General features: G+C 45.2%; 21 protein-coding genes. 8 read left to right on the forward strand and 13 right to left on the reverse strand.

Translation table 11 applies throughout. The features are described 5' to 3' along the window. Positions 1-19: 19 nt before the first annotated feature. The 3 genes from DTQ70_RS16470 to DTQ70_RS16480 form a co-directional block, all read right to left on the reverse strand. A complete protein-coding gene (locus DTQ70_RS16470) occupies positions 20-1,393 on the reverse strand; it encodes a cell wall metabolism sensor histidine kinase WalK (protein WP_122931821.1) in 1,374 nt (457 codons plus the stop codon). Beyond that, positions 1,390-2,082 (reverse strand): response regulator transcription factor, encoded by a 693-nt coding sequence (locus tag DTQ70_RS16475; protein WP_122931822.1) that lies wholly within the window; start codon positions 2,080-2,082, stop codon positions 1,390-1,392. Before DTQ70_RS16475 ends, DTQ70_RS16470 begins: the two co-directional genes overlap by 4 nt. A gap of 108 nt (positions 2,083-2,190) precedes the next feature. Then, positions 2,191-3,873, reverse strand: a complete 1,683-nt coding sequence (locus DTQ70_RS16480) for a glutamine--tRNA ligase/YqeY domain fusion protein (RefSeq protein ID WP_122931823.1) — start codon at positions 3,871-3,873, stop codon at positions 2,191-2,193. 401 nt (positions 3,874-4,274) lie between these two features. On the opposite strand from DTQ70_RS16480, the gene DTQ70_RS16485 reads away from it, so the two are divergent. After that, on the forward strand, positions 4,275-4,691 hold the full coding sequence (locus DTQ70_RS16485) for a 6-carboxytetrahydropterin synthase (RefSeq protein WP_122931824.1): 417 nt from the start codon (positions 4,275-4,277) through the stop codon (positions 4,689-4,691). Beyond that, positions 4,654-5,352 (forward strand): GTP cyclohydrolase I FolE, encoded by a 699-nt coding sequence (gene folE / locus DTQ70_RS16490; protein WP_122931825.1) that lies wholly within the window; start codon positions 4,654-4,656, stop codon positions 5,350-5,352. The genes DTQ70_RS16485 and folE overlap by 38 nt, the downstream gene beginning before the upstream one ends. 42 nt (positions 5,353-5,394) lie before the next feature. Here folE and DTQ70_RS16495 read toward each other — a convergent pair whose 3' ends face one another. The 4 genes from DTQ70_RS16495 to DTQ70_RS16510 are packed head-to-tail and all read right to left on the reverse strand — an operon-like array spanning position 5,395 to position 9,040. After that, complete coding sequence (locus tag DTQ70_RS16495; protein WP_122931826.1) at positions 5,395-6,900, reverse strand: tetratricopeptide repeat protein; 1,506 nt, start codon at positions 6,898-6,900, stop codon at positions 5,395-5,397. Beyond that, positions 6,897-7,526 (reverse strand): Uma2 family endonuclease, encoded by a 630-nt coding sequence (locus DTQ70_RS16500; RefSeq protein WP_122931827.1) that lies wholly within the window; start codon positions 7,524-7,526, stop codon positions 6,897-6,899. Before DTQ70_RS16500 ends, DTQ70_RS16495 begins: the two co-directional genes overlap by 4 nt. Before the next feature lie 42 nt (positions 7,527-7,568). Next, a complete protein-coding gene (locus tag DTQ70_RS16505; RefSeq protein ID WP_122931828.1) occupies positions 7,569-8,012 on the reverse strand; it encodes a GreA/GreB family elongation factor in 444 nt (147 codons plus the stop codon). Between the two features lie 5 nt (positions 8,013-8,017). Further along, a complete protein-coding gene (locus tag DTQ70_RS16510) occupies positions 8,018-9,040 on the reverse strand; it encodes an aldo/keto reductase (RefSeq protein ID WP_122931829.1) in 1,023 nt (340 codons plus the stop codon). Positions 9,041-9,131: 91 nt separating this feature from the next. Between DTQ70_RS16510 and DTQ70_RS16515 the strand changes: the two genes are divergently transcribed. The 3 genes from DTQ70_RS16515 (at position 9,132) to DTQ70_RS16525 (ending at position 12,198) form a co-directional block, all read left to right on the forward strand. Further along, entirely contained in the window at positions 9,132-9,878 is a 747-nt protein-coding gene (locus DTQ70_RS16515) for an SOS response-associated peptidase (RefSeq protein ID WP_122931830.1), read from the forward strand. Positions 9,879-10,018: 140 nt separating this feature from the next. Further along, a complete protein-coding gene (locus DTQ70_RS16520) occupies positions 10,019-10,936 on the forward strand; it encodes an alpha/beta fold hydrolase (RefSeq protein ID WP_122931831.1) in 918 nt (305 codons plus the stop codon). 56 nt (positions 10,937-10,992) lie between these two features. Continuing rightward, positions 10,993-12,198: an exo-beta-N-acetylmuramidase NamZ domain-containing protein gene (locus DTQ70_RS16525; RefSeq protein ID WP_122931832.1), complete on the forward strand. Its 1,206-nt coding sequence runs from the start codon at positions 10,993-10,995 to the stop codon at positions 12,196-12,198. A 289-nt stretch (positions 12,199-12,487) separates the two neighbouring features. Here the strand turns inward: DTQ70_RS16525 and DTQ70_RS16530 are convergent, their stop codons facing one another. The 3 genes from DTQ70_RS16530 to DTQ70_RS16540 all read right to left on the reverse strand — a co-directional run bounded on the left by DTQ70_RS16530 (position 12,488) and on the right by DTQ70_RS16540 (position 14,414). Further along, the gene (locus DTQ70_RS16530) at positions 12,488-13,291 is read right to left on the reverse strand and encodes an enoyl-ACP reductase (RefSeq protein ID WP_122931833.1); all 804 of its coding nucleotides are present in this window, start codon (positions 13,289-13,291) and stop codon (positions 12,488-12,490) included. Positions 13,292-13,461: 170 nt separating this feature from the next. Then, positions 13,462-14,121, reverse strand: a complete 660-nt coding sequence (locus DTQ70_RS16535; protein WP_122931834.1) for an ATP-binding cassette domain-containing protein — start codon at positions 14,119-14,121, stop codon at positions 13,462-13,464. Continuing rightward, positions 14,100-14,414 (reverse strand): hypothetical protein, encoded by a 315-nt coding sequence (locus tag DTQ70_RS16540; protein WP_122931835.1) that lies wholly within the window; start codon positions 14,412-14,414, stop codon positions 14,100-14,102. Before DTQ70_RS16540 ends, DTQ70_RS16535 begins: the two co-directional genes overlap by 22 nt. A gap of 251 nt (positions 14,415-14,665) precedes the next feature. On the opposite strand from DTQ70_RS16540, the gene sppA reads away from it, so the two are divergent. Beyond that, a complete protein-coding gene (gene sppA / locus DTQ70_RS16545; protein ID WP_122931836.1) occupies positions 14,666-16,423 on the forward strand; it encodes a signal peptide peptidase SppA in 1,758 nt (585 codons plus the stop codon). Positions 16,424-16,549: 126 nt separating this feature from the next. On the opposite strand, the gene DTQ70_RS16550 is transcribed toward sppA, so the two are convergent. After that, positions 16,550-17,827, reverse strand: coding sequence for a GWxTD domain-containing protein (locus DTQ70_RS16550; protein WP_229599955.1), 1,278 nt, complete (start codon positions 17,825-17,827; stop codon positions 16,550-16,552). 114 nt (positions 17,828-17,941) lie between these two features. Further along, positions 17,942-18,256, reverse strand: coding sequence for an NADH-quinone oxidoreductase subunit NuoK (nuoK, locus tag DTQ70_RS16555; RefSeq protein WP_122931838.1), 315 nt, complete (start codon positions 18,254-18,256; stop codon positions 17,942-17,944). Between the two features lie 65 nt (positions 18,257-18,321). Here nuoK and DTQ70_RS16560 point away from each other — a divergent pair, with 65 nt between their 5' ends. Together DTQ70_RS16560 and DTQ70_RS16565 are read left to right on the forward strand one after the other, a co-directional pair. After that, the gene (locus DTQ70_RS16560; protein WP_122931839.1) at positions 18,322-19,041 is read left to right on the forward strand and encodes a GntR family transcriptional regulator; all 720 of its coding nucleotides are present in this window, start codon (positions 18,322-18,324) and stop codon (positions 19,039-19,041) included. 51 nt (positions 19,042-19,092) lie between these two features. Further along, positions 19,093-20,115: a phytanoyl-CoA dioxygenase family protein gene (locus tag DTQ70_RS16565; RefSeq protein WP_122931840.1), complete on the forward strand. Its 1,023-nt coding sequence runs from the start codon at positions 19,093-19,095 to the stop codon at positions 20,113-20,115. Between the two features lie 2 nt (positions 20,116-20,117). Here the strand turns inward: DTQ70_RS16565 and DTQ70_RS16570 are convergent, their stop codons facing one another. Further along, on the reverse strand, positions 20,118-21,662 hold the full coding sequence (locus tag DTQ70_RS16570; protein ID WP_122931841.1) for a S8 family serine peptidase: 1,545 nt from the start codon (positions 21,660-21,662) through the stop codon (positions 20,118-20,120). Positions 21,663-21,673 lie beyond the last annotated feature (11 nt).

Here is a 21,673-nt window from a genome sequence, read left to right on the forward strand (position 1 = left end):
TCGATAAGAAATGATTTTTTTACGGAATTTTTGCCAAAGGAATCCTAATTTGAACCGTCGTCCCTTCATTGACGACTGAAGAAAGCTGCAATTGACCGTTATGAATTTTGATGATATTACGGGTCAAAGGCAATCCGATACCATAGCCTTCAAAGTTTCGGGTGTTGGAAGCCCTAAAAAACGGGTCATAAATAAACGGAAGTTCTGACTCGGGAATCCCAATCCCGTGGTCCGTAAATGCCAAAAAAACTTGGTCATCGCTGGAGGCAATCGTCACCACAACGGGCTTATTGTTGGAATACTTGCAAGCGTTTGTTAATATATTGGTAAACGCCAGCGAAAGCAGCTGGCGGTTGCCCATCACTTTCAATTTTTTGGGATTCTCGGGCAACAAGCTAAAGTCCACTTGGATGTTATTCTTAGGATTGAGTTTATCAATCATCTCCTTGACTTGCCAAATCAGGTCGTCGGTTCGTAGAATTTCAAAATTAACCCGCTTGTTGGTATAACCCGTTTGAGCCAAATACAGCAACGTTTGCGTGATTTGGTTCAGGCGCTCAGCTTGGCCCAAAATACTCATCAACGACTGCTGGTATTCTTCGGGCGAGCGCTGTTTCATCAGCATCACTTCGGCTTCTCCCATGATAGACGTGAGTGGCGTGCCAAACTCGTGCGAGGCATTACTAACGAAATTGTTTTGGGTTTCAAACGAAGTCTCAAGCCGATCTAGGAGGTCATTGAACGTAGAAATCAATTGGCTAATTTCGGCATCATTTTTTTTCTCTTCGATGCGCAAATGAATATTATCCTTGCTTATTTGTTTCACCCGATCAGTAATGTGCTTGATAGGGTCGAAGATTCGCTTTGAGAAAAAGAAAGACAAATAGGTGGTTATCAAGGCAATAAAAAGAACACCAAGTAAAATCACATTGCGCATAAACAACAAGTGATTGGAGGCATAGTAGTTTTTGGCCGATACTACCACAATGTGTGTTTGATTGTTGCTCTCGTGCCGAATTCCCGTAAAAAAGGTTTCGCCCATCTGACGCGTGGCTTTCCCTTTGTTCAAAATCTCCTTCAAAAACGTCATCGGGAGTTCTGATTTTTTTACCATTTCAGCTAAATCGTTATCATTTTCGACCCTATACAGATACTCTTTTTCGTCCGACAGCTTTTCGAGGTGTTCTTTACGGATAATTTTAAACGGCTCGGCATTGATTTTATCGGCATCAAAATTATACTTCGCCGCAATCGTCGCCCGCGTTTCTAGTCGTTTATAAAAGTCAGTGTAGGAATAATTATACAAAAAATAATAGATACTTCCCCCAAACAGAAGCAGCATCAGGCTGTTGGTAAAAATCAGGAAAAGCGCTATTTTCAGTTGGGTTTTCATGCTTCTCTTAACACATAGCCCATGCCAATCACGGTATGAATCAGCTTAGGCTCGTAGGCTGAATCAAGTTTTTTTCTCAAATAATTGATGTAAACATCCACGACGTTCGTGGCTAGGTTAAAATTGATGTCCCACGCACTCTCCAGCAAATCCACCCTTGAAAGCACTTTGCCTTTGTTTTTTAGCAAAGTAACCAGCAGTCGATATTCGGTAGCAGTGAGGGAGATAAGCTCCCCATTTCGTTCTACGGTTTTGGAGTCATCGTCCACTTTCAAGTTGGCCACCACATACACATTCTCTTTGACCTTGGCCTCGTTCCCACCCTGGCTTGCTCGCCGCAAAAGTGCCTTTATACGTGCTACCAACTCAATGAATTTGAAGGGCTTAGCCAAATAATCGTCTGCCCCAGAATTAAGCCCCAACGCAATATTATCGGCGGTATTGAGGGCCGTCAAAAACAATATCGGTACCTGAATCTGGTTGTTGCGCAGCTCTTTACAAACCTCAATTCCATTTTTGTCGGGAAGCATAATGTCAAGAATAATCAAATCATAGTCACTGCTCGAGGCCATTTGAACCCCCGAATTACCGTCTAAAGCCACCGACACTTCAAAATCCTCCTCGGTCAAGCCTTTTTTTATAAAGCTCACAACATTGACTTCGTCTTCCACTAACAAGATTTTCTTCATAGCTCTACTGGGGCCTTTTCCAAAACATTCCCTTGCAATTTAACCACAAAAAACGGCACTGCAACTTCTAAAGCTACAATGCCGTTTTTCTATCAAAACTTCAGAAATTTATTTCCCTGCTACTTTTCCCCACGTATCTTTCAACCCTACTGTGCGGTTGAAGATAAGTTTATCGGGTGTAGCGTCGGTATCTAAACAGAAATAGCCTTTGCGAACAAACTGGATTTTGGTGTCAACTGTTGCTTCTTTGAGCGATGGCTCGGCGTATCCCGTAATCACTTCCAAAGAATTTGGATTGATGTGGTCCTTGAAATCTCCTTCCGCCGACGCTAAATCCTCTACTTTAAACAAACGATCATATTGGCGAATTTCAATCGGTAACGCCTCCGAAACCGACACCCAATGGAGCGTTCCTTTGACGTTGATGCCTGAGGTATCGTTGCCACTCTTGCTGTTTTCGAGGTACGAACAATGCAATTCAATGATATTTCCCGCTTCGTCCTTGATCGCTTCGTCGCAACGAATGATGTACGCACTCTTCAAACGCACCATTTGTCCTACGGCCAAACGGAAGAATTTTTTCGGCGGATTTTCCATAAAATCTTCCCGTTCGATATAAACCTCGCGGCTAAATGGCACTTCACGCATTCCGCCGTTGGGGTCTTCGGGGTTGTTTTCGCTCAAGCAAAGCTCGACGGTATCTTCGGGGAAGTTGGTAATGACCACTTTGAGCGGATCGAGCACTACCATGCGGCGCTGTGCGATTTTGTTAAGATGCTCGCGAACGCAAAACTCCAGCAAACTCACATCAATAAGGTTGTCGCGTCGAGCGATACCAATGCGGTCGCAGAACTCACGAATTGACTCTGGCGTATAGCCACGACGGCGAAGCCCCGAAATGGTTGGCATCCGTGGGTCGTCCCAGCCCGTCACGTGGCCTTCGTTGACAAGTTGTAACAATTTGCGCTTGCTCATGACGGTATAAGTCAGGTTGAGGCGCGCAAACTCGTATTGTTTTGAGGGAAAAATCTCCAGTTTATCAATGCACCAATCGTACAAGTCGCGGTGAGGAATAAACTCCAACGTACAGATTGAATGCGTAATTTGTTCGATAGAATCCGACTGACCGTGGGCAAAATCGTACATCGGATAGATGCACCATTTGTCGCCTGTACGGTGGTGGTGGGCAAATTTAATCCGATAAATGATTGGGTCGCGCATGATCATATTCGGCGACGCCATGTCGATTTTGGCACGAAGCGTACGAGAGCCTTCAGGAAACTCGCCGTTTTTCATTCGCTCAAACAAATCCAAATTTTCTTCCACGCTACGGTCACGGTACGGGCTGTTGATACCTGGCTCCGTCGGTGTTCCTTTCAAAGAAGCGATTTGCTCTGAGGTAGATTCATCCACGTATGCCAGTCCTTTTTTGATTAAATCAATGGCAAAAGCGTACAAATGATCAAAGTAATCAGAAGCATAAAATTCATTTACCCACTGAAAACCAAGCCATTGAACGTCATTCTTGATTGACTCAACGTATTCGGTATCCTCCGTAACGGGATTGGTATCGTCAAAGCGTAAGTTGGTACCTCCTCCGTATTTCTGGGCCACTCCAAAGTTTAAACAGATGGATTTGGCGTGCCCAATGTGCAAATAGCCATTGGGTTCGGGTGGAAAGCGCGTGAGGACGCGGCCTTCGTGTTTACCCGTACGGATGTCTTCTTCAATGATTTGTTCGATGAAGTTCAGCGATTTCTCTTCGGTGGATTCTTTGGCAATTTCACTCATACTGCTATTAACGTGTTTTTCGACCCTTCGGTTTTCTTATACATATCTTTTCTGTATGTATTAAAAACACAAAACTAACATTAATTCGGGTTGCACACCTGAAAATAACTGGCTTTGCTCACTTTTTTCAACCTATACAAAGTAACTTAAACAACACCCCCTATTTTTAATAAACTCATTTCCAAAAAGTTACTAAAAAAATTGCACATTTTTTAGCCGTTATTCCTAAAACTTCAAAACTATTTCAAACCTACTAATGTTAAGTAATCTGTTGACAAACGATACTTACCTTCGGGCTAATTGGTACCACGCCCAACGGTCGAGAGGGTGTTGCAGACAAACTTTCTGACGACTCCTCGGCACGTACGTAAAACCAACAAAAAACAGATTTTTATCACTATATGAGCAACCCACGAGTGGCGGTGTTTCGGAAGGCACACTTTAATGCCGCACATCGTCTGAACAATCCGACCTGGTCGGACGAACAGAATGCGCGTGTCTTTGGGAAATGCAATTATCCCAATTACCACGGACATAATTACGAGCTGATTGTGCAAGTGACGGGCGAAGTAAATCCCGAAACTGGCTACGTTGTAGATTTGAAATGGTTGAATGATTTAATCGAGGAAACGGTTTTAGTTAAGTTTGACCACAAAAATCTAAATCTGGATACTGAGGAGTTTAAAAACATGAATCCCAGCGCAGAAAACATTTCAATTGTCATTTATAATCTCTTACGTGAGCACTTAGCAGAGTCGCTCGATTTGAAAATACGGCTTTATGAAACAGAACGAAACTTTGTGGAATACCCTGCCTAACCACGCAGATTTGGGTGAACTCAACATCGACGACTGGGGAGATGATCACCTATTTAGTGCTTACAATACGCCTTTGCGCGAGGACGCCTTTGAACTGAGCGACGTAGAAAAAGTGGCCAAAATTGAGGGTCATTTCCGTGCCATCATGGAAACCCTTGGGCTTGACCTCACCGACGACAGCCTCAATGGAACTCCGCATCGCGTAGCAAAAATGTACGTAAAAGAGCTATTTTCAGGCTTGAACCCTGCGAATAAGCCCAAGGCAACGCTCTTTGAAAACAAGTATAAATACAACGAAATGTTGGTGGAAAAAGACATCAGTTTTTACTCCAACTGCGAGCACCACTTTGTTCCTATTTTTGGCAAAGCGCACGTGGCTTACATTTCGAGTGGGAAAGTGATTGGGCTTTCTAAACTGAACCGTATTGTTCAGTATTTTGCCAAGCGCCCGCAAGTACAAGAGCGCCTTACGGTACAAATCGCCAAAGAGTTACAGCAAATTCTTCAAACCGAAGACGTGGCTATCGTGATGGATGCCAAACACTTATGCGTCGCTTCTCGCGGGGTACAAGACGACTCCAGCTCGACCGTGACGGCGTTTTACGGCGGCAAGTTTCAAGAAGACGGCACGAAGAGTGAATTTTTGAAATATTTATCGTAAATCACCTTCCCGAAAGTTTGGAACTTTCGGGAAGGTAGGAAGCTACTCCACTCCCAAAAGGGTCAAAGCAGCGCGGGCTTTATTGTCCACGCTGTTTTTGTATTCATGCTTAGGATAATTAAGTGCTTGTTGAAAGTACTGAATGGCTTTGGACTTTTGTCCTTTGGCTTGATAAATATATCCCAATTGCAAGGCCGACGTAGCCCCAAAATACAAACCCTGCATCTGGCTCAACACCATCGCCCGTTCGTAATTGGGAATAGCCGCCTCGGTATGTTCTTGACGTTGAAAAATACGTCCCAACCGATAACGGTATTCGGCACGGTCTCTACCGTTATCAAACGATGCTTCATTGACGTTTTTGAGCGTTGCCGCCGCTTCCTCCAAATAACCGCCATCAAACGACAAGCGTGCTTTCATCAGAATTTTTTGCTGGGCTGAAATCAATCCTTTGGTATAGTTTTCGGCAAACTTCAACGCTGCTTTGTCCGACTCCACGTAGGTAGCACCAACTTTGCTGATTTTCCTTAAAAATACGTTGGCTTCGACATCCTCACCCGCCAGCCAATGGCTTAAAAACAGTTTCAAATAGGTGTCTTTCAGGAAATTTTGACCTTTGTATTGTCCTAAAAACTCGTTCAACTGGGTTCGGGCAGCGGCGTAGTGGCCTTTTTGAAGCAAAATTTCACCTTCCAAATAATCCAAAAATGGAAACGCGAAGTAAGCACTTCCTTTGGGACGTTGTTTGAGCAAACCAAGCGCTTGTTCACCTCTACCGTCTTTCATCGAAACCGTTGTTCCAAAAAAATGCAGCAACAGGTTATCGGGTTGACTATGTACCAGTTGTAGAAGCTCCGTATTTTGTTTTTCGGCGTAGGTTAAAATGTACGCGTGCAGCAACGTTTGAATCAACTGCGCTTCCAACGAAAACACCTTATCTTGCTGAATCACCCGCTGCACTTCGCGCAGTCCTTGGGGGATATTACCCTTCAAACCCAACAACTTAGCCACCCATTGGTAACTCTGCGGTGCCGAGCCAATTAGGACATGTAACAACCCTAACGACTTATAAGTAGGTACGAAATCGGGATATAGGCGCGCATTTTCGGCCAGTAAACGATAGGCTTTAATAATATCCCAAGAGGCACTCATTTCTTTCCCGAACTTGAGTTTAATAAATGCCCACTGGAGGCGTATTTCGGCTTGCACAAAACGCTGATACGGCGACGAACTCGGCTGGTCGTCGAGCCACGAAAGGCGCTTGTCTTCGTTGGGAGAAAGTTGTTCAAACAGGGTTTTATTATCGCTCACTAGCAACGTCACCATGTCGGTGTAATTTTCGACGTAGATGCCAAAGGCGTTTTTGATTTTGTCGTTAGCAAGGTACTGCCGAGCCGCGGTTACTTTTAGTTTAAAAGCCTCATTGTAGGCTTTTTGTGCATTGGAAGTGAGGGTATAGGGGGAATTTTGGGCGAAAGATGAAAAAATATAGAATGTAGAATGTAGAATGTAACATAAAACTACAAAAGGCAAACCTGTCTTTTTCACAATTTGAACCCGTCTTTTTGGAGTAAATTCGCCAATGAAAACTGGTACTCACCGAGTAAAGTCACATTCTTGTCCCAATCGGAAAGAACCCAATCTTGATTTGGATGGGCAACCAACATTTTTTTCCCACCCGAAAAAAACCAAACGACTTCTTTTGTGCCAAAATCCAAGAGTTTTTTTGTTTTCATCGAATAATAATCTATTTCTGAAATACCAAAACTATTGGTATCAGCTTCAATATCCACTTCAATTACCACAAGCGGTGGGATGTCAAAATACTTGTTTTTTGGAGTTTTTCCCTGTAAGGTGGACTTTTCATAAATGGCAATGTCGGCAGATAAATTGCTTCTCTTTTTGGTATGGAGTCCTACCTCATTACTCCCAACGATGAATTTGTCATCGTCAATGTTTTTAATTAAAAATTTGAGCAGACAAGCTACAATAATAAATTGGGTATCACTTTCCCCCATAATCTCTTCGTGTGTTTTCAATCCATTCATCACCTCTTTATAACCACGATAATACATAGGCTTGCCATCGTATTCTTCATAAATCAACGATTTCGGAATCTCGTGTTTGGCAAACTTTGTACGGAGGCGTTTGCGTTTAGACTGAACCACAACCATAATGTAATCTTTTTTAGTAACCAAAGATAGCAAAAACCTTTCTCAAATGAGAGCTTCAATAAGCCCTTTTTTCTGTTGAAACAAGAACGAATCGCCCGCTTGCTTGCCCATCAACGACGCTCCCAAAGGCGACTGCGGCGACATAGCAATCACTTTTTGGCCTTCTACTACCACCATACCTGCACTGACGGAGACAAAAAACACCCCCACCGACGTCGTAACCAACGCTCCCAACCCCACGCGTTGAAACTCAAAATCGGGGTCGATGCGATCGAGAACGGCGCGTTCTTGCCTAAGTTGATCAAAAAGTTGGGCGTGGCGATCGCGCTCAATTTGGGCCATCGCCCGCCCCGTTTCGTACTTATCGCCCGCCGAGCTTTTGGTTTCTTCGTTGGCCGAGTCTTGGGCGTTTTGCATCGCCTCCTGCGCCGCCTGCACGCGGGTATCAAACTGCGTTTTTAGCAGCGTAAGTAATTGTTGTTTCAACGTAATTAGAGACGGTGATTAATGATATTATCGTACATTCCAGCAAATGCCGATTGCTTTACTCCTTCCGACGAAAGAAAATCGTGCGGAAATCCTAATTCTATTTTACTTATTTCGTTTAAACGCGTCATAATTTCGTCAGGAATCACAAAATCGAGGCATTTGAGCGAATCTTGGAGCTGTTCTACGCGTTTTGCCCCCACAATTGGCATCACATTTGACACCCGTTGACGCACCCAGTTAATCGCTACTTGCGTAGGCGTAACACCCAGTTCGTGCGCTACATCCACTACCTCTTGCGCAATGTCGCTGCTGCGTTCGCTACGTCGAAGGCTGTTTTCGGGCACACGGCCTGTTTCACCGCGCAAATACTTACCCGTGAGCGCTCCTCCACCAATGACTCCCCAAGGCGTCACGGCCATGTCAAGAGCCTGGGCCATCGGAAGTAAGTCACGTTCAGCACCGCGTTGTAAAAGTGAATACTCTACTTGAAGCGCCACAAATTGACTCCAGCCGCGCAACTCCGCCAGCATATTAGAACGCGAAATCACCCACGCAGGTGTGTCCGAAATCCCGACGTAATGTACCTTTCCACTCCGAACCAAATCATCCAATCCGCGCATCACTTCGTCAACGGGCGTCGTAAACTCCCACATGTGTACCCAAAAAACGTCGATATAATCGGTATGGAGGCGTTTGAGGCTTTCATTGACCGAACGAATCATGTTTTTGCGGTGGTTTCCTGCGTAGTTAGGGTCACCATTTCGGTCGTACAAGGTATATTTAGTCGAAACGACAAAATGGTCACGGTCGGCTGAGATAAAATCCCCTAGGAAAGTCTCCGACGTTCCTTCGGTGTAGCGGTTGGCTGTATCAAGGAAATTACCGCCTGCGTTGGCGTAGGCTTCAAAAATCTTTTTGCTTTCATGTTTGTCGGCTCCCCAGCCCCATTCGGTACCAAAAGTCATTGTACCGAGGCACAATTCTGATACGCGAAGGCCAGATTTTCCCAATAATTTGAATTTCATAGAGTCATAGTTTGTTTAATGAGGGTGGGCAAAGAAAACAAATCTTTGCTCAAAACTACACAGAAAAAACCACTTATACCCTTAACAAGCCATGTGTTTTCGCAATTCATTGACCGCTACTGTTGAAGAAATGGAGAAGCATTTTGAGGTACAAAAACAGGCCAAAACCGTTGAATTTGAACCTATTTACCACGCTAATGGCTTCGACTATCCCATCTGGCCAATCATCACCGCCCAAGCTCCGCACTGTTTGCAATTTTTTCATTGGGGATTGGTTCCAAGGTGGGCGCGCAGCCCTCAAGAAGCCCTTGAACTACGCAGCAATACTTTGAATGCTAAAATCGAAACTCTCGACGAAAAGCCCTCGTTTAAGTACGCCCTCCAACACGCTCAACGCTGCCTCATTCCTTCTACTGGCTTTTTTGAATGGCAAACCGTCGGGAAGCAAAAATACCCCTATTTTATCCATCTGAACAACCAACCCCTTTTTGCCATGGCAGGAATATGGGAAACGTGGCATAATCCTGCCCAAACCAATGATGTTTGGCATACATTTAGCATTATTACGACCGATGCTAATCCGCTCATGGCACGCATTCACAACACAAAGCAGCGAATGCCCGTTATTATACCAAAAGAGCTAGAAGCGATTTGGCTTAATACCCAATCGGATGCTTTTGACCTTGAATTGTTTAAAAGACCAATTGACGATGCCACGATGGAAGCGTTTACGATTGGCAAGTCGATAAGCGACCCAAAAAGCCAATCTAACATACCCGAAGTATTGACACGCGTTTCGTACCCTGAACTATCGCATCAGCAATTGAGTTTGTTCTAATTACTTTTGCCTGTGAAGGAGGTTGCTCACAACCTCCCTATTACGCAAAAGCTGACACATACTAAACAATACGCGGTTGTGAGCAACCGCTGACGCATATTAGTCGGTTGTAAGCAACCGACTTCACAAATACTTTAATTATGCTAAGTCGTAAACTTCTTTTCTGGATGGGTTTGGTGCTTCTGACGGGAAGCCTTTCCTCATGTTTTCGGTCGTGGCGAAAAAACGACCGTGACATTCGCGAACACTACGCCAATCGCCCCGTCAAACCTACTTTTTACACCATTCAAAACGACAGTCTCAAGCTTTTTGCAGCTACTACGGGCGCCGACACCCTTCCTCCGCTGTTGCTCATTCACGGAGCACCTGGGGCTTGGTACGGGTACATGAACATGGTCGATGATTCTTTGCTACAAAGTCGTTTTCACATTATTGCCATCGACCGCCTGGGCTACAACCATTCGAGTTTACGTAAAAAGCGCTTTGTAACCTCCATCGAAACCCAAGCCAAAGCGGCGATGTTGACCCTTTCGCTCAACCATTCAAAGCAAAAAGCGGTTCTTTTAGGTCGTTCGTTTGGCGCACCCATTGCGGCGCAAATGGCGATTTTGAACCCCAAAGCGTTTAGTCAGCTGGTGATGCTTGCCCCTGCCATCGACCCCGCCAAAGAAAAATTCTGGTGGTTTTCCAAACCAGCCAAGTGGTGGATTGTCCGTGCATGGCTGCCTCGTCGCCTCAACGTAGCCACCTTTGAGAAATTTGCCCACGCCGCTGAATTGAAAAAACTGCAACCGCAATGGTCCCAACTACAAGTGCCCACGATTGTGGTGCAAGGTGGGAAAGACTGGATTGTGGATCCTAGCAACCTTGATTTTGCGCGTCAACAACTGGCCGATAAGCCCGCCCATTACATCTTTTTGCCCGAAGCTGGCCACCTGATTTCCAATTCGCACCCCGACTTGGTTCGTAAATTGGTTTCAACGCCTTTTACCACAATAGCAGGAACAGCAGCTTCGTCCTCGAGCGCTCAAGGAAGCGGCCAAAGCGAGCATAAATGAGTAAAGTCGTTATCTTTACCCACTTTTAGTCGCGTATTCTTCAAAAACAATCTAGCATGAAACACCTTTTCAAGGCGGTTATCGCCTCATTTTTAGCCATTTTCCTAACCACCTCTTTCGTCGCGCCACCTGCCAAAACCATTATGACGGGTGCCGACCAAACCAGCACTTACCTTCCTTATTTAAAGGGTAAACGGGTAGGGATGTTGGTCAATCAAACTTCCATCATCGGAAAATCTCACTGCGTTGACAGCCTTGTCAAACTCGGCGTGACCATCACTAAAATCTTCGGCCCTGAGCACGGTTTTCGCGGCAATGCCAGCAACGGCGCTAAGGTCAGCGACAGTACAGACCCCAAAACGGGGATTCCTGTCATTTCGCTTTATGGCAAAAATCGTAAACCCTCTAAAGAACACTTGGCCGACGTTGACGTGATGATTTTTGACGTGCAAGACGTAGGAGCCCGCTTTTATACCTACATCAATACCCTGTCGCACGTGATGGAAGCCTGCGCCGAAAATGGCAAAGAACTCGTCATCCTCGACCGCCCCAACCCGCACGGCTTTTGCGTGGATGGCCCTATTTTAGAGCCTCATTTAAAGTCGGGCATTGGGATGTTTCCCATTCCGATTACCCACGGGATGACCATTGGCGAATTTGCCCAAATGATTAACGGCGAAGGCTGGTTGCCCAACAAAATGCAGTGTAAGTTAAAAATCATCAAGGTGGCCAACTACACGCACGCCATGCCGTATGTGTTGCCCGTGCCGCCTTCGCCCAACCTCAACACGCAGCAATCCATCATGCTGTACCCAAGCATCTGTTTGTTTGAGGGCACAATTTTGAGCCAAGGACGCGGCACTTACATGCCTTTTACGGTGCTGGGCGCACCCGCGTTGAAGGGAAAATATAGCTTTACGTTTAAGCCCGTAAGCATCCAAGGCATGAGCGAAACCCCGCTGCACCAAGACCAAGAATGTTATGGACTCGACCTTCGTAAGTTTGACGCCAATACGTTTGTAAAATCTAAAAAACTGAACCTCAAGTGGTTGTTTGAAACCTATGCGGCTTATCCGTACAAAGACAAGTTTTTTGACATGAGCCAAAGCAAACAAATGGGTAACTTCGACAAATTGGCGGGAACGGAAAATCTTAAAAAGCAGATTATTGCAGGTACGAACGAAGAAGAGATTCGTAAAAGCTGGGAGCCTGGCTTGTCGAACTACAAAAAAATGCGGGAGAAGTATTTGTTGTATCCTTAAAAAAGAACTTCCCGAAAGCTTGGAGCTTTCGGGAAGTTTTAAAAATTACCCTTCCAACACTTCGGCTGAAATCCCGACGTTTGAGAAACCACCGTCGTGGAATAGGTTTTGCATCGTTACCATAAACAACTTCCCGAAAGCTTGAAGCTTTCGGGAAGTTTTAAAAATTACCCTTCTAACACTTCGGCTGAAATCCCGACATTTGAGAAACCACCGTCGTGGAAAAGATTTTGCATCGTTACCATAAGGAACTTCCCGAAAGCTTGGAGCTTTCGGGAAGTTCTAAAAATTACCCTTCCAACACTTCGGCTGAAATCCCGACATTTGAGAAACCACCGTCGTGGAATAGGTTTTGCATCGTTACCATCCGTGTGTAATCCGAGAACAAAACAGTGACAAAATCAGCGCATGAATCAGCCGAGGCGTTTCCTAGCGGCGCCATTTTTTCGGCAAAATCATAGAATTTATCAAAACCACCGATACCGTTTCCAGCCGTAGTTTTGGTAGGCGACTGAGAAACTGTATTTACACGTACTTTTTTTAGTTTTCCGTAACGGTATCCGTAGCTACGCGCAATCGACTCCAACATCGCTTTGGCTTCGGCCATATCAGTGTAGAAAGGAAAAGTACGCTGAGCCGCCATGTACGTAAGAGCTACTACGCTTCCCCACTCGTTGATGGCGTCCATTTTTTCGGCTACTTGCAAAAATTTATGAAACGACAACGCCGACACGTCCACACTTTTTAGGAACCACTCATAGTTCAAATCACCGTAAGCACGTCCTTTACGGATGTTGGGTGACATCCCAATGGAGTGAAGCACAAAATCCACTTTTCCACCCAATACGTCCATTGATTTGCCGTAGAGGTTTTCGATATCTTCGAGTGACGTCGCATCGGCTGGGATAATTTCGGCCTCACATGCCTCCGACAATTTTTTAATTTCGCCCATACGCATCGCGATTGGGGCGTTGGTCAACGTGAAAGAAGCACCTTCTGCCTTAGCTTTCAAGGCTACTTTCCACGCAATTGAGTTTTCGTCGAGGGCACCAGAAATGATGCCGCGTTTCCCTTGTAATATTCCGTTTGCCATTTTTTTGAGTTTGCTATTTTCGGTTTAGAATTTACCGTTTAGAGTTTATAAAGTTTATAGTTAGTTGTTTACTGTTCAGGACATTACTTCCACCATAAACCAGAAATCTCCCCACCGTAAACCATCATTAACGGGGCAAAGTAACAAATTTTTGGGCAAATAGTCGTTATCTATCCTGGAAGATACCCCCTATCAACCAGCTCCTGACGGGGGTTCGTGAGCAAATACGTTGTTCCATTCTGAATCAAGTAATTCTGGTCGGCAATATCTAGCACCTCTCGGTACAAATGATCGGTGATTAAAACCCCTTTATTTTGTTTTTGCTCAACAATGTGCTGTTTGAGTACTTCTACATAAATAGGGGCTAAATTGGTAAATGGCTCATCGAGTAGCACAAACGGCACGGGCGAAAGCAACACCATCAATGCTTCAATAAAGCGCCTTTCTCCGCCCGACAATTCCCCCATTCGCTGCGAAATTAGCGTCGGAAGTTTGTTGTACTTCGCTTCATTGAGGTTCACACCATACCAAGCCAGAGCGTCTTTTACCTTCATCGACGACGGGGTGAGAGGATGCTGCGGCAGGTAGCGCGCCACGTTGCGTTGTCGGTAAAGCGATTCGACGTACCTTCCATTGACCCTGACCGACTTGTTCGTTGCCCTCATTGTTCCAAACACAATTTGCAACAAAGAAGATTTCCCACAACCATTGCGCCCCAAAATAGACGTGATTTGGTACCTCGGAATTTTCAAATAAACACTTTGTAGAATTTTACGTTCATCAAACGACAGTTCCACGCTGTCTATCTCTAAAATAGTAATAGGCTCCATCGAATGGCGGTCAATAAAGTAAAAAATAAAACCATGTCAAGTCCAAAAGCACCCACAAAAAGCGCCGTTGTCGAATACCCCAAGTTTTGATAAAAGAGGTAGCCTTGGCGAGAAAATGTCTGCATAAAAAGCCAAACTACGCCGTAAGAGGCCAGTTTAAGCCAAAAAAGAGGCCCAATAATTCCCCACCACTCCTCGTCGATGGGTGCGCCCACGGCCAACCAGCCGCTCCACGCCACCAAGTGCAGAATTATCCAGAAATTTTTGTAAAAGTGCAGCTCAACCGATAGCATTTGTGTAAAGTTTTTGGCAAACTATCCAGATTATTTTTTAGGTGCGAAGCCCGTTAAGAAACTTTAAGACTTTTAACATTTTTTGTGCTACCACGATGTCATTCAAAGCCATACACTCATATTCCCACTTGTACAACCAATCCACCTTTTAACATAAACCCTCCTCCTTCGCAAGTCCAAAACGTATTTTTGTTTGTTAGGTGAATTAAGAATCCTATTTTTGACCATTACATTTTTTCTCTTTTATACTCATGTGGCAGTTTATTAAATACGTTTTCGCAACCATCGTCGGTCTATTTCTTTTTTCCATCCTCGGCTTTTTCCTTTTTGTTGGAATCGTAGCCGCAATAGGTTCATCCGAAGAAAGTACACCGATTGAAACTAATTCAGTGTTAAAGCTCAATCTCAACAATCCTATTCAAGAAGTAGCCGTTGAGAACCCCTTCGCCGAATTTTCGGGCGGGCAAGGCAATGTCCTTGGCTTACTCGACATCCGCTCGGCCCTCACCAATGCCAAGCAAGACCCTAACATTAAAGGCGTCTATCTTGATGTACAATACCCAATGGTAGGCTGGGCTACCGCCGAGGAAATCCGCGATGCGATTCTTGATTTCAAGAAATCGAACAAATTTGTGTATGCCTACGGCGAAGTAATGACCGAAAAAGCGTATTACTTGGCGTCGGTTGCCGACAAAATTTACCTCAATCCCGCAGGTGGAATGGAGTGGAACGGCCTCAGTGCTGAATATGATTTCTACAAAGGCACGCTCGACAAACTCGAAGTGAAACCATTGGTGTTTCGCGTTGGGGAATATAAAAGTGCGGTAGAGCCTTTCTTCCGCGAAAACATGAGCGACGCTAGTCGTCTCCAAAACCAGGTGTTGATTAATAACATTTTCGACCACGCGGTGGATAAAATTTCGCAAGCACGCAAAATCACGCCTACTCAGTTGAAAAACTTGGCTGACTCACTCAGCATCGACTCTCCGCAAGATGCCCTCACGCACAAACTTATCACGCATGTGGGCTACTACGACGAGGTGGAAAGCGCACTTCGCAAAGAACTCAAGTTGGGCGAAGATGATAAAATCAAATTTGTAGGTCTTAGCAAGTATTCAAAAGCCGAAAAAAAGGTCAAAGAAGGTAGCAGCGATAACCGCATTGCGGTGATTATTGGCGAAGGGGCTATCATGTCGGGTAAAAGCAACGATGGCAACATTGGGTCGGAAACAATCGTGGATGAGCTTCGCAAGGCCCGCAAAGACAAAAAAGTGAAAGCCGTTGTGCTTCGTATCAATTCTCCTGGTGGTAGCGCCTTGGCGTCGGATGTAATGTGGCGTGAAGTTCAGTTGACCCGTAAAGAAAAACCTGTGATTGCGTCTATGTCGGACGTGGCGGCTTCGGGTGGCTATTACATGGCAATGGGTTGCGACAAAATCGTCGCACATCCAAACACCATCACGGGTTCTATTGGGGTATTTAGCGTGTTATTTAACTTCCAAAATACCTTCCGCAACAAATTGGGGATTACTTTCGACCGTGTGAATACCAACGCTCACTCTGATTGGCCAAGTGTAACGCGTGAAATGACGCCTTTCGAGAACAACCGTATGCAGCGCAGCACCGAAAACATCTACGCTGTTTTCACTAAAAAAGCGGCTGAAGGTCGTAAAATGCCGTTGGAAAAGCTTAAATCATTGGCATCGGGACGCGTATGGTCGGGTCGCGAGGCCAAAGGAAACGGTCTTATCGACGAGTTTGGTGGCCTAGACAAAGCGATTGAAATTGCGGCAAAATCGGCCAAATTGAAAGAAGGTGACTACCGCGTTCGCTATCCAAAAGAAAAGAATGTGTTTGAGGATGTGATTACGAAGTTTTCTAACGACGCCGAAGAAGCGGTGTTACAACAAAAACTAGGCGACTTCGCTCCTTACCTCAAAACCCTGAAGAAACTTCAACAAATGGAAGGAACACAGGCTCGTTTGCCATTTGATATTACTATTAAGTAGGAATGTCGAGTGCAGAGTGCCGAATGGATTAATTCACTATTTGACACTCTGCACTCGACATCAAAAAAATCGGGTTATGAGCAACCCTCAGCACAGTTATTCGACATTCTGCACTCGACACTTTTTCTAATCTCTTACCGCGCCTGTTCGCCACGCTTCAACCATTGGATACCAAATAGGTTGATACTCAACGTAACGTTGAAGCTCATAATGGTCTTCTACGAATTGATTGGGGCGACGGTTGAACGTGAAGTTTATTTCGGAAAAATTAGCCCGCTGCGAATATACCCACACCTCGCGGTCTTTGCTTCGTTGCACGCGGTCAGGTGAACCCATGATGATATAAATCATGCCTTTGTCTGTTTTCCAACCTTCTTTATAAGTCGTAAAAAGTCGGTTAGCCTCTTCGACGCGGCTATAAAAGGCGCTAATTGTTCGTTTTGCCAAGTCGCTGTTTCCATTCATTAGGTTCAACCAATAACGGTCGAGGGATTTTTTAGGGTCTTTGGGCGCCAACATTTCATTGATTTCGTTGGCCTGACTCATGTACATCACAGGACGAACAAGCTCGGCAGGGCGGGTCATTTTAGGAAAGCGCTTGTTGGTCACCACGATGCCCACGCCGTACGTATCTGTAGTGTCTTCTGTCATGTAATAAAGCCCTTCCTCCTTAAATATAAGCGGTGAGCTTGTCGAAATTTTAAAAGTTGTATCCACACCCAACGTTCGGGCGGCATTCCGTGGATTGGTATTCATCGGCGACTGGGCAGGTTCAAAATCGTGGCGATAACGCATCACATACAGCTCTTTCACCGACTTATTGATGTCTTGAAGCTGAACCGTGTCGTTTAGGTTTACGTAGTTTTGAAGCAACGGCACGCGTCCTGTTCGTTCAAACAGAGCAAACCGTTCGCCAAGCTTCGTATCGCGAAACTTAATGGCTAAGTCATTCAGCACCTTTTTGGTGGTTCCAATTTCAGAAATTTCACCCAACAACACGCCCGAGGCATGATTGGCAGGTCTTTTTACCTCAAATCGAATCATAAAACGGGTATGACTCAACTGCACCACATTTTGTTCGTTCAGCGGAATATTACCATACCCCAACCGTTCTCTTGAAGAAAAATCGGGATACACTACGTAGTTGAGGGTAAATTTTTCGGTAAATTCTCGCCAACGCACAGGAACGTTGTTGGGTTTGGTCAAGTCCACCCGCATAAATACCGTGACACTGGTAGAATCTTTCGCTAAAAATTTGCTTTTGATTCCCAGTATTGTCACTTCATCCATACTTTTATTGGCATCGGTAGCGGCTGCTTGCCGTTTTTTATTTTTATTGCCAAACTGAGCTTGCGCCATCAAGCCACTTCCTAGAAGAATCAACAGGAATACAACGCTTCTCATACGCTTCATCATTTCTTTTTAGGATATTTTTAACAAAGCCCTACGACTACAAACTTTAGTCGATAACTTCTTACTGATTAAAACGATTGTAATCACCAAATCGCGTACAGGACGTTATTTTTTCATCGAACTAATTTTGTCCAAATCAGCGGTTTGATAATACCGATATACCTTTAACAAAATAGCCAATGCCACCGCCGACTCCGCCGCTGCAATCACCATCACAAACAGCGTAAGCATTTGTCCAGAAAGACGCACGGGGTCGTATTGAGAAAAAGCGACCAAATTCAAGTTTACCGCATTGAGAATAAGCTCTATACCAATCAAAACCGCAATGGCGTTTCGTTTGGTAATAATGACTGCTACGCCGATACTAAACAAAGCGGCTGCAACGATAAGATAGTAATGGAGGGGTACGATGGCTTGCATGATGCAATGTTAAGAAAAATATTTAAAAAGAGGTGCTACCTTTGTTGCCTCAATTCATCGTACTTATGACAGAAGCCGCTCCCCGCCTCCCCCAATACCAATTTTTATACGAGACGCTCCGCCAACAGCTGCACAATGGTATATATGAAATTGGTAGCTTATTGCCCTCTGAAAAAGAGCTCCAACAAGCGTATAAGCTTACCCAGCCTACCATTCGACAGGCGTTGTCGATGCTGGCCGAAGAGGGATATATCAAAAAATACCAAGGGAAAGGGAGTGTGGTACTGCCATTGCCTGTGGGCTCAGGGATGTTGTCGATTGAGCCGCATAGCCACCACGATTTAAAAAATGCGCCTGAAATTCAGACCGAAATTCTAACCCGAGGTATGATGTCTAGTTTTCCGCCCGATTTTTTATTTCAACCTGAACAAACGGCCGCCTCTTTTTACTACGTCGAACGTCTCCGAACGGTCAACAAAGAAGTAGTTTTTTACGAAAGAATCGCACTTCCTGCCAGCGAACTCCCTAATTTTTACAGAATTACCCTAGAAAACAAGTCATTGTTTGATACTTTACGAAAACGTTATAACGTAATTGTAAAAGGCGGAGAAGAAAAGGTATGGGCCATGACCGCTCCCAATGAGATAGCCCACCTGATGCGCATCCCGACGGGCAAACCCATTTTGCGTCTCGAAAAGAAAATTGAAACCAACCGTCCGCACCTTACCTTTTTTTCGTCGTTGTTTGCCTGCACCAACAAATACTTATTAAAAGGTCGGTTTTAATCGCTGCATCTTTTTTATATTTGAGATATAAACCTCTATCCACTTTCTACCATGGGTGTACTATCTCAAATTAAGCAAAAAGCGCTTACTGTTAAAGAACAGTTATTTCCCCAAACAGAGTTTGATGCTGCCACGCTTCCTTGGATTGACCGCACGGATGCAAACATTGATACCTTTATCAAGGATTATCAGCCTCCATTCGAGGTATCCTACGACTTAGCGGAAAAGCTAAAGTTTTGGCAGAAAAATGGTTATGTCGTTTTAGAGCAAGCCATTCAAGCAGAATTACTGAACGTTTTTTGGTCGGATGTGGAAGAGTTATTAGAAAATCCTACAAAGTATAAAATTTGGACGCGGATTGACCTTCCCCAATTCGACCCCGTCCGCGAACGCCAAATTGGGGAATTTCCCAAAGAAGCACTAAAAGGGAAGTATGTAAAACTCAACGATTTCCATAATCTATCGGTGGCAGGAAAGAAGTTGATGACTCACCCAGCCATTGTAACGTTTTTGGACGCCATTTTCCAGCAAAAAACCGTGGTGATGCAAAGCCTTACTTTTTTGTACGGAAGCCAGCAGCCTACGCACCAAGACTTCCCGTGGGTAACGGCCAAAATGCCGAGCCATTTGGCAGCAGCTTGGATTCCGCTCGAAGACATCAAAATTGATTCTGGCCCACTTTACTACTACATAGGTTCACACAAAATGCCTAAGTTCAATTTTGGAAACGGCATTGTTTATAACCAGCGCTCTACTCGAACGCCGCTTGAATTTGCAGAATATTTAGACAAAACGTGCGCAGAACTAAACTACCCCAAAGATACGCTGCTCATTAAGCGAGGGGATGTCCTCATTTGGCACGCGGCGTTGGCCCACGGCGGCGATATTATCGGTAATCCTGAACAAACGCGTAAATCGTACGTTTGCCATTATTCAACCGAGGAAGCACTGCCTTTTCACCGCCATCGCCCCGCTCAAAAACCCATCACGGAGCACCATAACGGCGTAGCTATTTACCATAATCCTGATTTTGGAGATCAAGAGAACATCTTGAAAGCAGGCGAAAAACTGTAACATCACTCCCAAATCACCTCAATCACTTCATTTTTGAGGTCAACGGTGGTGCGTGTTTCGCCGTCGCGGCGTTTGAGTGTGAGCTGTCCGTCCCGCACCCGTACAATCTCTTGCGAAAGTACGTGTGTGGGGCTTTTTTTATGGAACAAAGAAACCATATCGCCCGCTTCGGGAATTTTCAGAATATATGTCAAACCCTCCGCTTTGACTTCTTTGGCATAAGTAGCACTGGCTTCGGCCGAGTTTTGAACAAGCCCTAATGCCCGAGATGCCAAAGGCACGCCATAACCCACAAAATTGTTACCATAAGGGTACAAATGCGCCGATTTTTCGATGATTTGAATCAATTGTTTGTTGTTCAGCGCAGGATTAGCCTGCATCAAACAAGCCGCAAAACCCGTAATGACAGGTGCCGCCAAGGAGGTACCGTACAGCGAAAAGCAGGAAACGTTGGGTTTGAGATAAGGTAGATATTCGGGACCAATGCTGCTGTATCCGATTCGGTTCCAAAAACGCTGATTGGTCGCTCCCACCGAAAGAACGCCCTGCGCGTCGGCGGGGGTAGAAATAATGCGCCAACTTGGGTCGTCGCCTTCATTTCCTGCCGATACTACTACTAGCATCCCCTTCTTGTCGGCTGCGATTTGAGCCGCGCGGCTAATCACGCTCGTTTGGCCGTCCATTTGCGAAATCAAGTAATTCTCTTTGGGGTCGGTAAACCCTTGCGCGTACCCCAACGAGGTATTAATGAGGCGCACCCCCAAACTATCCATCCATTCCATCGCCGCCACCCAATTGTCTTCTTCTCCGCGCCATTCGCGCGTTCCGTGGTCGGTGCGAGCGAGGTAAAACTGGGCGTCAATAGCCAAACCACTTTGGGTATTTTCGGTGCGACTTGTGCCCGTGATGGCACTCATTACTTCCGTTCCGTGAAAATCAGAAAATGTCTCTTGGGTTTTGTAAAACGCATCCGAGTGGGTCAAAGGTGGGTTTACATAATCACGTTTGTCCAAAATCGCGTTGTTGTCAAATACATGTTTGAGGTAATGACTCTCTTTTGCTTCAAAAAAACCAGCATCAATCACCCCAATCGTAATGCCTTTGCCCGTCAGGCCCACTTTTTTAAATTCATCTGCCTGAATTTGGGTCATCACAGGCGCCATCGTTGAGCGGCGACGTGCGTTGGTTTTCGCAATGTAAAAACGCCCGTCCATGGGCTGAATTTTTTCTACAAACGAAAGCTGCTTTACGTCCTCCAATTGCTGCGAAGGAATGGAAACCGAAACGGCATTGAGCCAACGAGAAGCTATGACGGGCTGACACTGAAGGCTTTGGAGTTGTTTTAGGTATTCTTTATTAACGGGCAAATCGGTTTCGTCCGACACTGTAAGTCCTTGCAGACGGCGGTTTTCGAGCGTCTTAGCCGACACCGCAGGAGCGTCATGGGGGTTTTTATCTTTAAAAAAGACCCAGTACTTGGTTTGAGCAGATGCGGTAACGACTCCCCACATCCAAAGCAACAACAAACAACCGCCCTTTTGGTGCATAACGAAGATTT

Source organism: Runella sp. SP2 (genome assembly GCF_003711225.1).
Taxonomy (GTDB): Bacteria; Bacteroidota; Bacteroidia; order Cytophagales; family Spirosomataceae; genus Runella.

Coding starts and splice junctions, on each gene's coding strand:
- DTQ70_RS16470 (WP_122931821.1), bottom strand. CDS start 1,393: ATGAAAACCCAACTGAAAATAGCGCTTTTCCTGATTTTTACCAACAGC.
- DTQ70_RS16475 (WP_122931822.1), bottom strand. CDS start 2,082: ATGAAGAAAATCTTGTTAGTGGAAGACGAAGTCAATGTTGTGAGCTTT.
- DTQ70_RS16480 (WP_122931823.1), bottom strand. CDS start 3,873: ATGAGTGAAATTGCCAAAGAATCCACCGAAGAGAAATCGCTGAACTTC.
- DTQ70_RS16485 (WP_122931824.1), top strand. CDS start 4,275: ATGAGCAACCCACGAGTGGCGGTGTTTCGGAAGGCACACTTTAATGCC.
- folE (WP_122931825.1), top strand. CDS start 4,654: ATGAAACAGAACGAAACTTTGTGGAATACCCTGCCTAACCACGCAGAT.
- DTQ70_RS16500 (WP_122931827.1), bottom strand. CDS start 7,526: ATGGTTGTGGTTCAGTCTAAACGCAAACGCCTCCGTACAAAGTTTGCC.
- DTQ70_RS16510 (WP_122931829.1), bottom strand. CDS start 9,040: ATGAAATTCAAATTATTGGGAAAATCTGGCCTTCGCGTATCAGAATTG.
- DTQ70_RS16515 (WP_122931830.1), top strand. CDS start 9,132: ATGTGTTTTCGCAATTCATTGACCGCTACTGTTGAAGAAATGGAGAAG.
- DTQ70_RS16520 (WP_122931831.1), top strand. CDS start 10,019: ATGCTAAGTCGTAAACTTCTTTTCTGGATGGGTTTGGTGCTTCTGACG.
- DTQ70_RS16525 (WP_122931832.1), top strand. CDS start 10,993: ATGAAACACCTTTTCAAGGCGGTTATCGCCTCATTTTTAGCCATTTTC.
- DTQ70_RS16530 (WP_122931833.1), bottom strand. CDS start 13,291: ATGGCAAACGGAATATTACAAGGGAAACGCGGCATCATTTCTGGTGCC.
- DTQ70_RS16535 (WP_122931834.1), bottom strand. CDS start 14,121: ATGGAGCCTATTACTATTTTAGAGATAGACAGCGTGGAACTGTCGTTT.
- DTQ70_RS16540 (WP_122931835.1), bottom strand. CDS start 14,414: ATGCTATCGGTTGAGCTGCACTTTTACAAAAATTTCTGGATAATTCTG.
- sppA (WP_122931836.1), top strand. CDS start 14,666: ATGTGGCAGTTTATTAAATACGTTTTCGCAACCATCGTCGGTCTATTT.
- DTQ70_RS16550 (WP_229599955.1), bottom strand. CDS start 17,827: ATGAGAAGCGTTGTATTCCTGTTGATTCTTCTAGGAAGTGGCTTGATG.
- nuoK (WP_122931838.1), bottom strand. CDS start 18,256: ATGCAAGCCATCGTACCCCTCCATTACTATCTTATCGTTGCAGCCGCT.
- DTQ70_RS16560 (WP_122931839.1), top strand. CDS start 18,322: ATGACAGAAGCCGCTCCCCGCCTCCCCCAATACCAATTTTTATACGAG.
- DTQ70_RS16565 (WP_122931840.1), top strand. CDS start 19,093: ATGGGTGTACTATCTCAAATTAAGCAAAAAGCGCTTACTGTTAAAGAA.
- DTQ70_RS16570 (WP_122931841.1), bottom strand. CDS start 21,662: ATGCACCAAAAGGGCGGTTGTTTGTTGTTGCTTTGGATGTGGGGAGTC.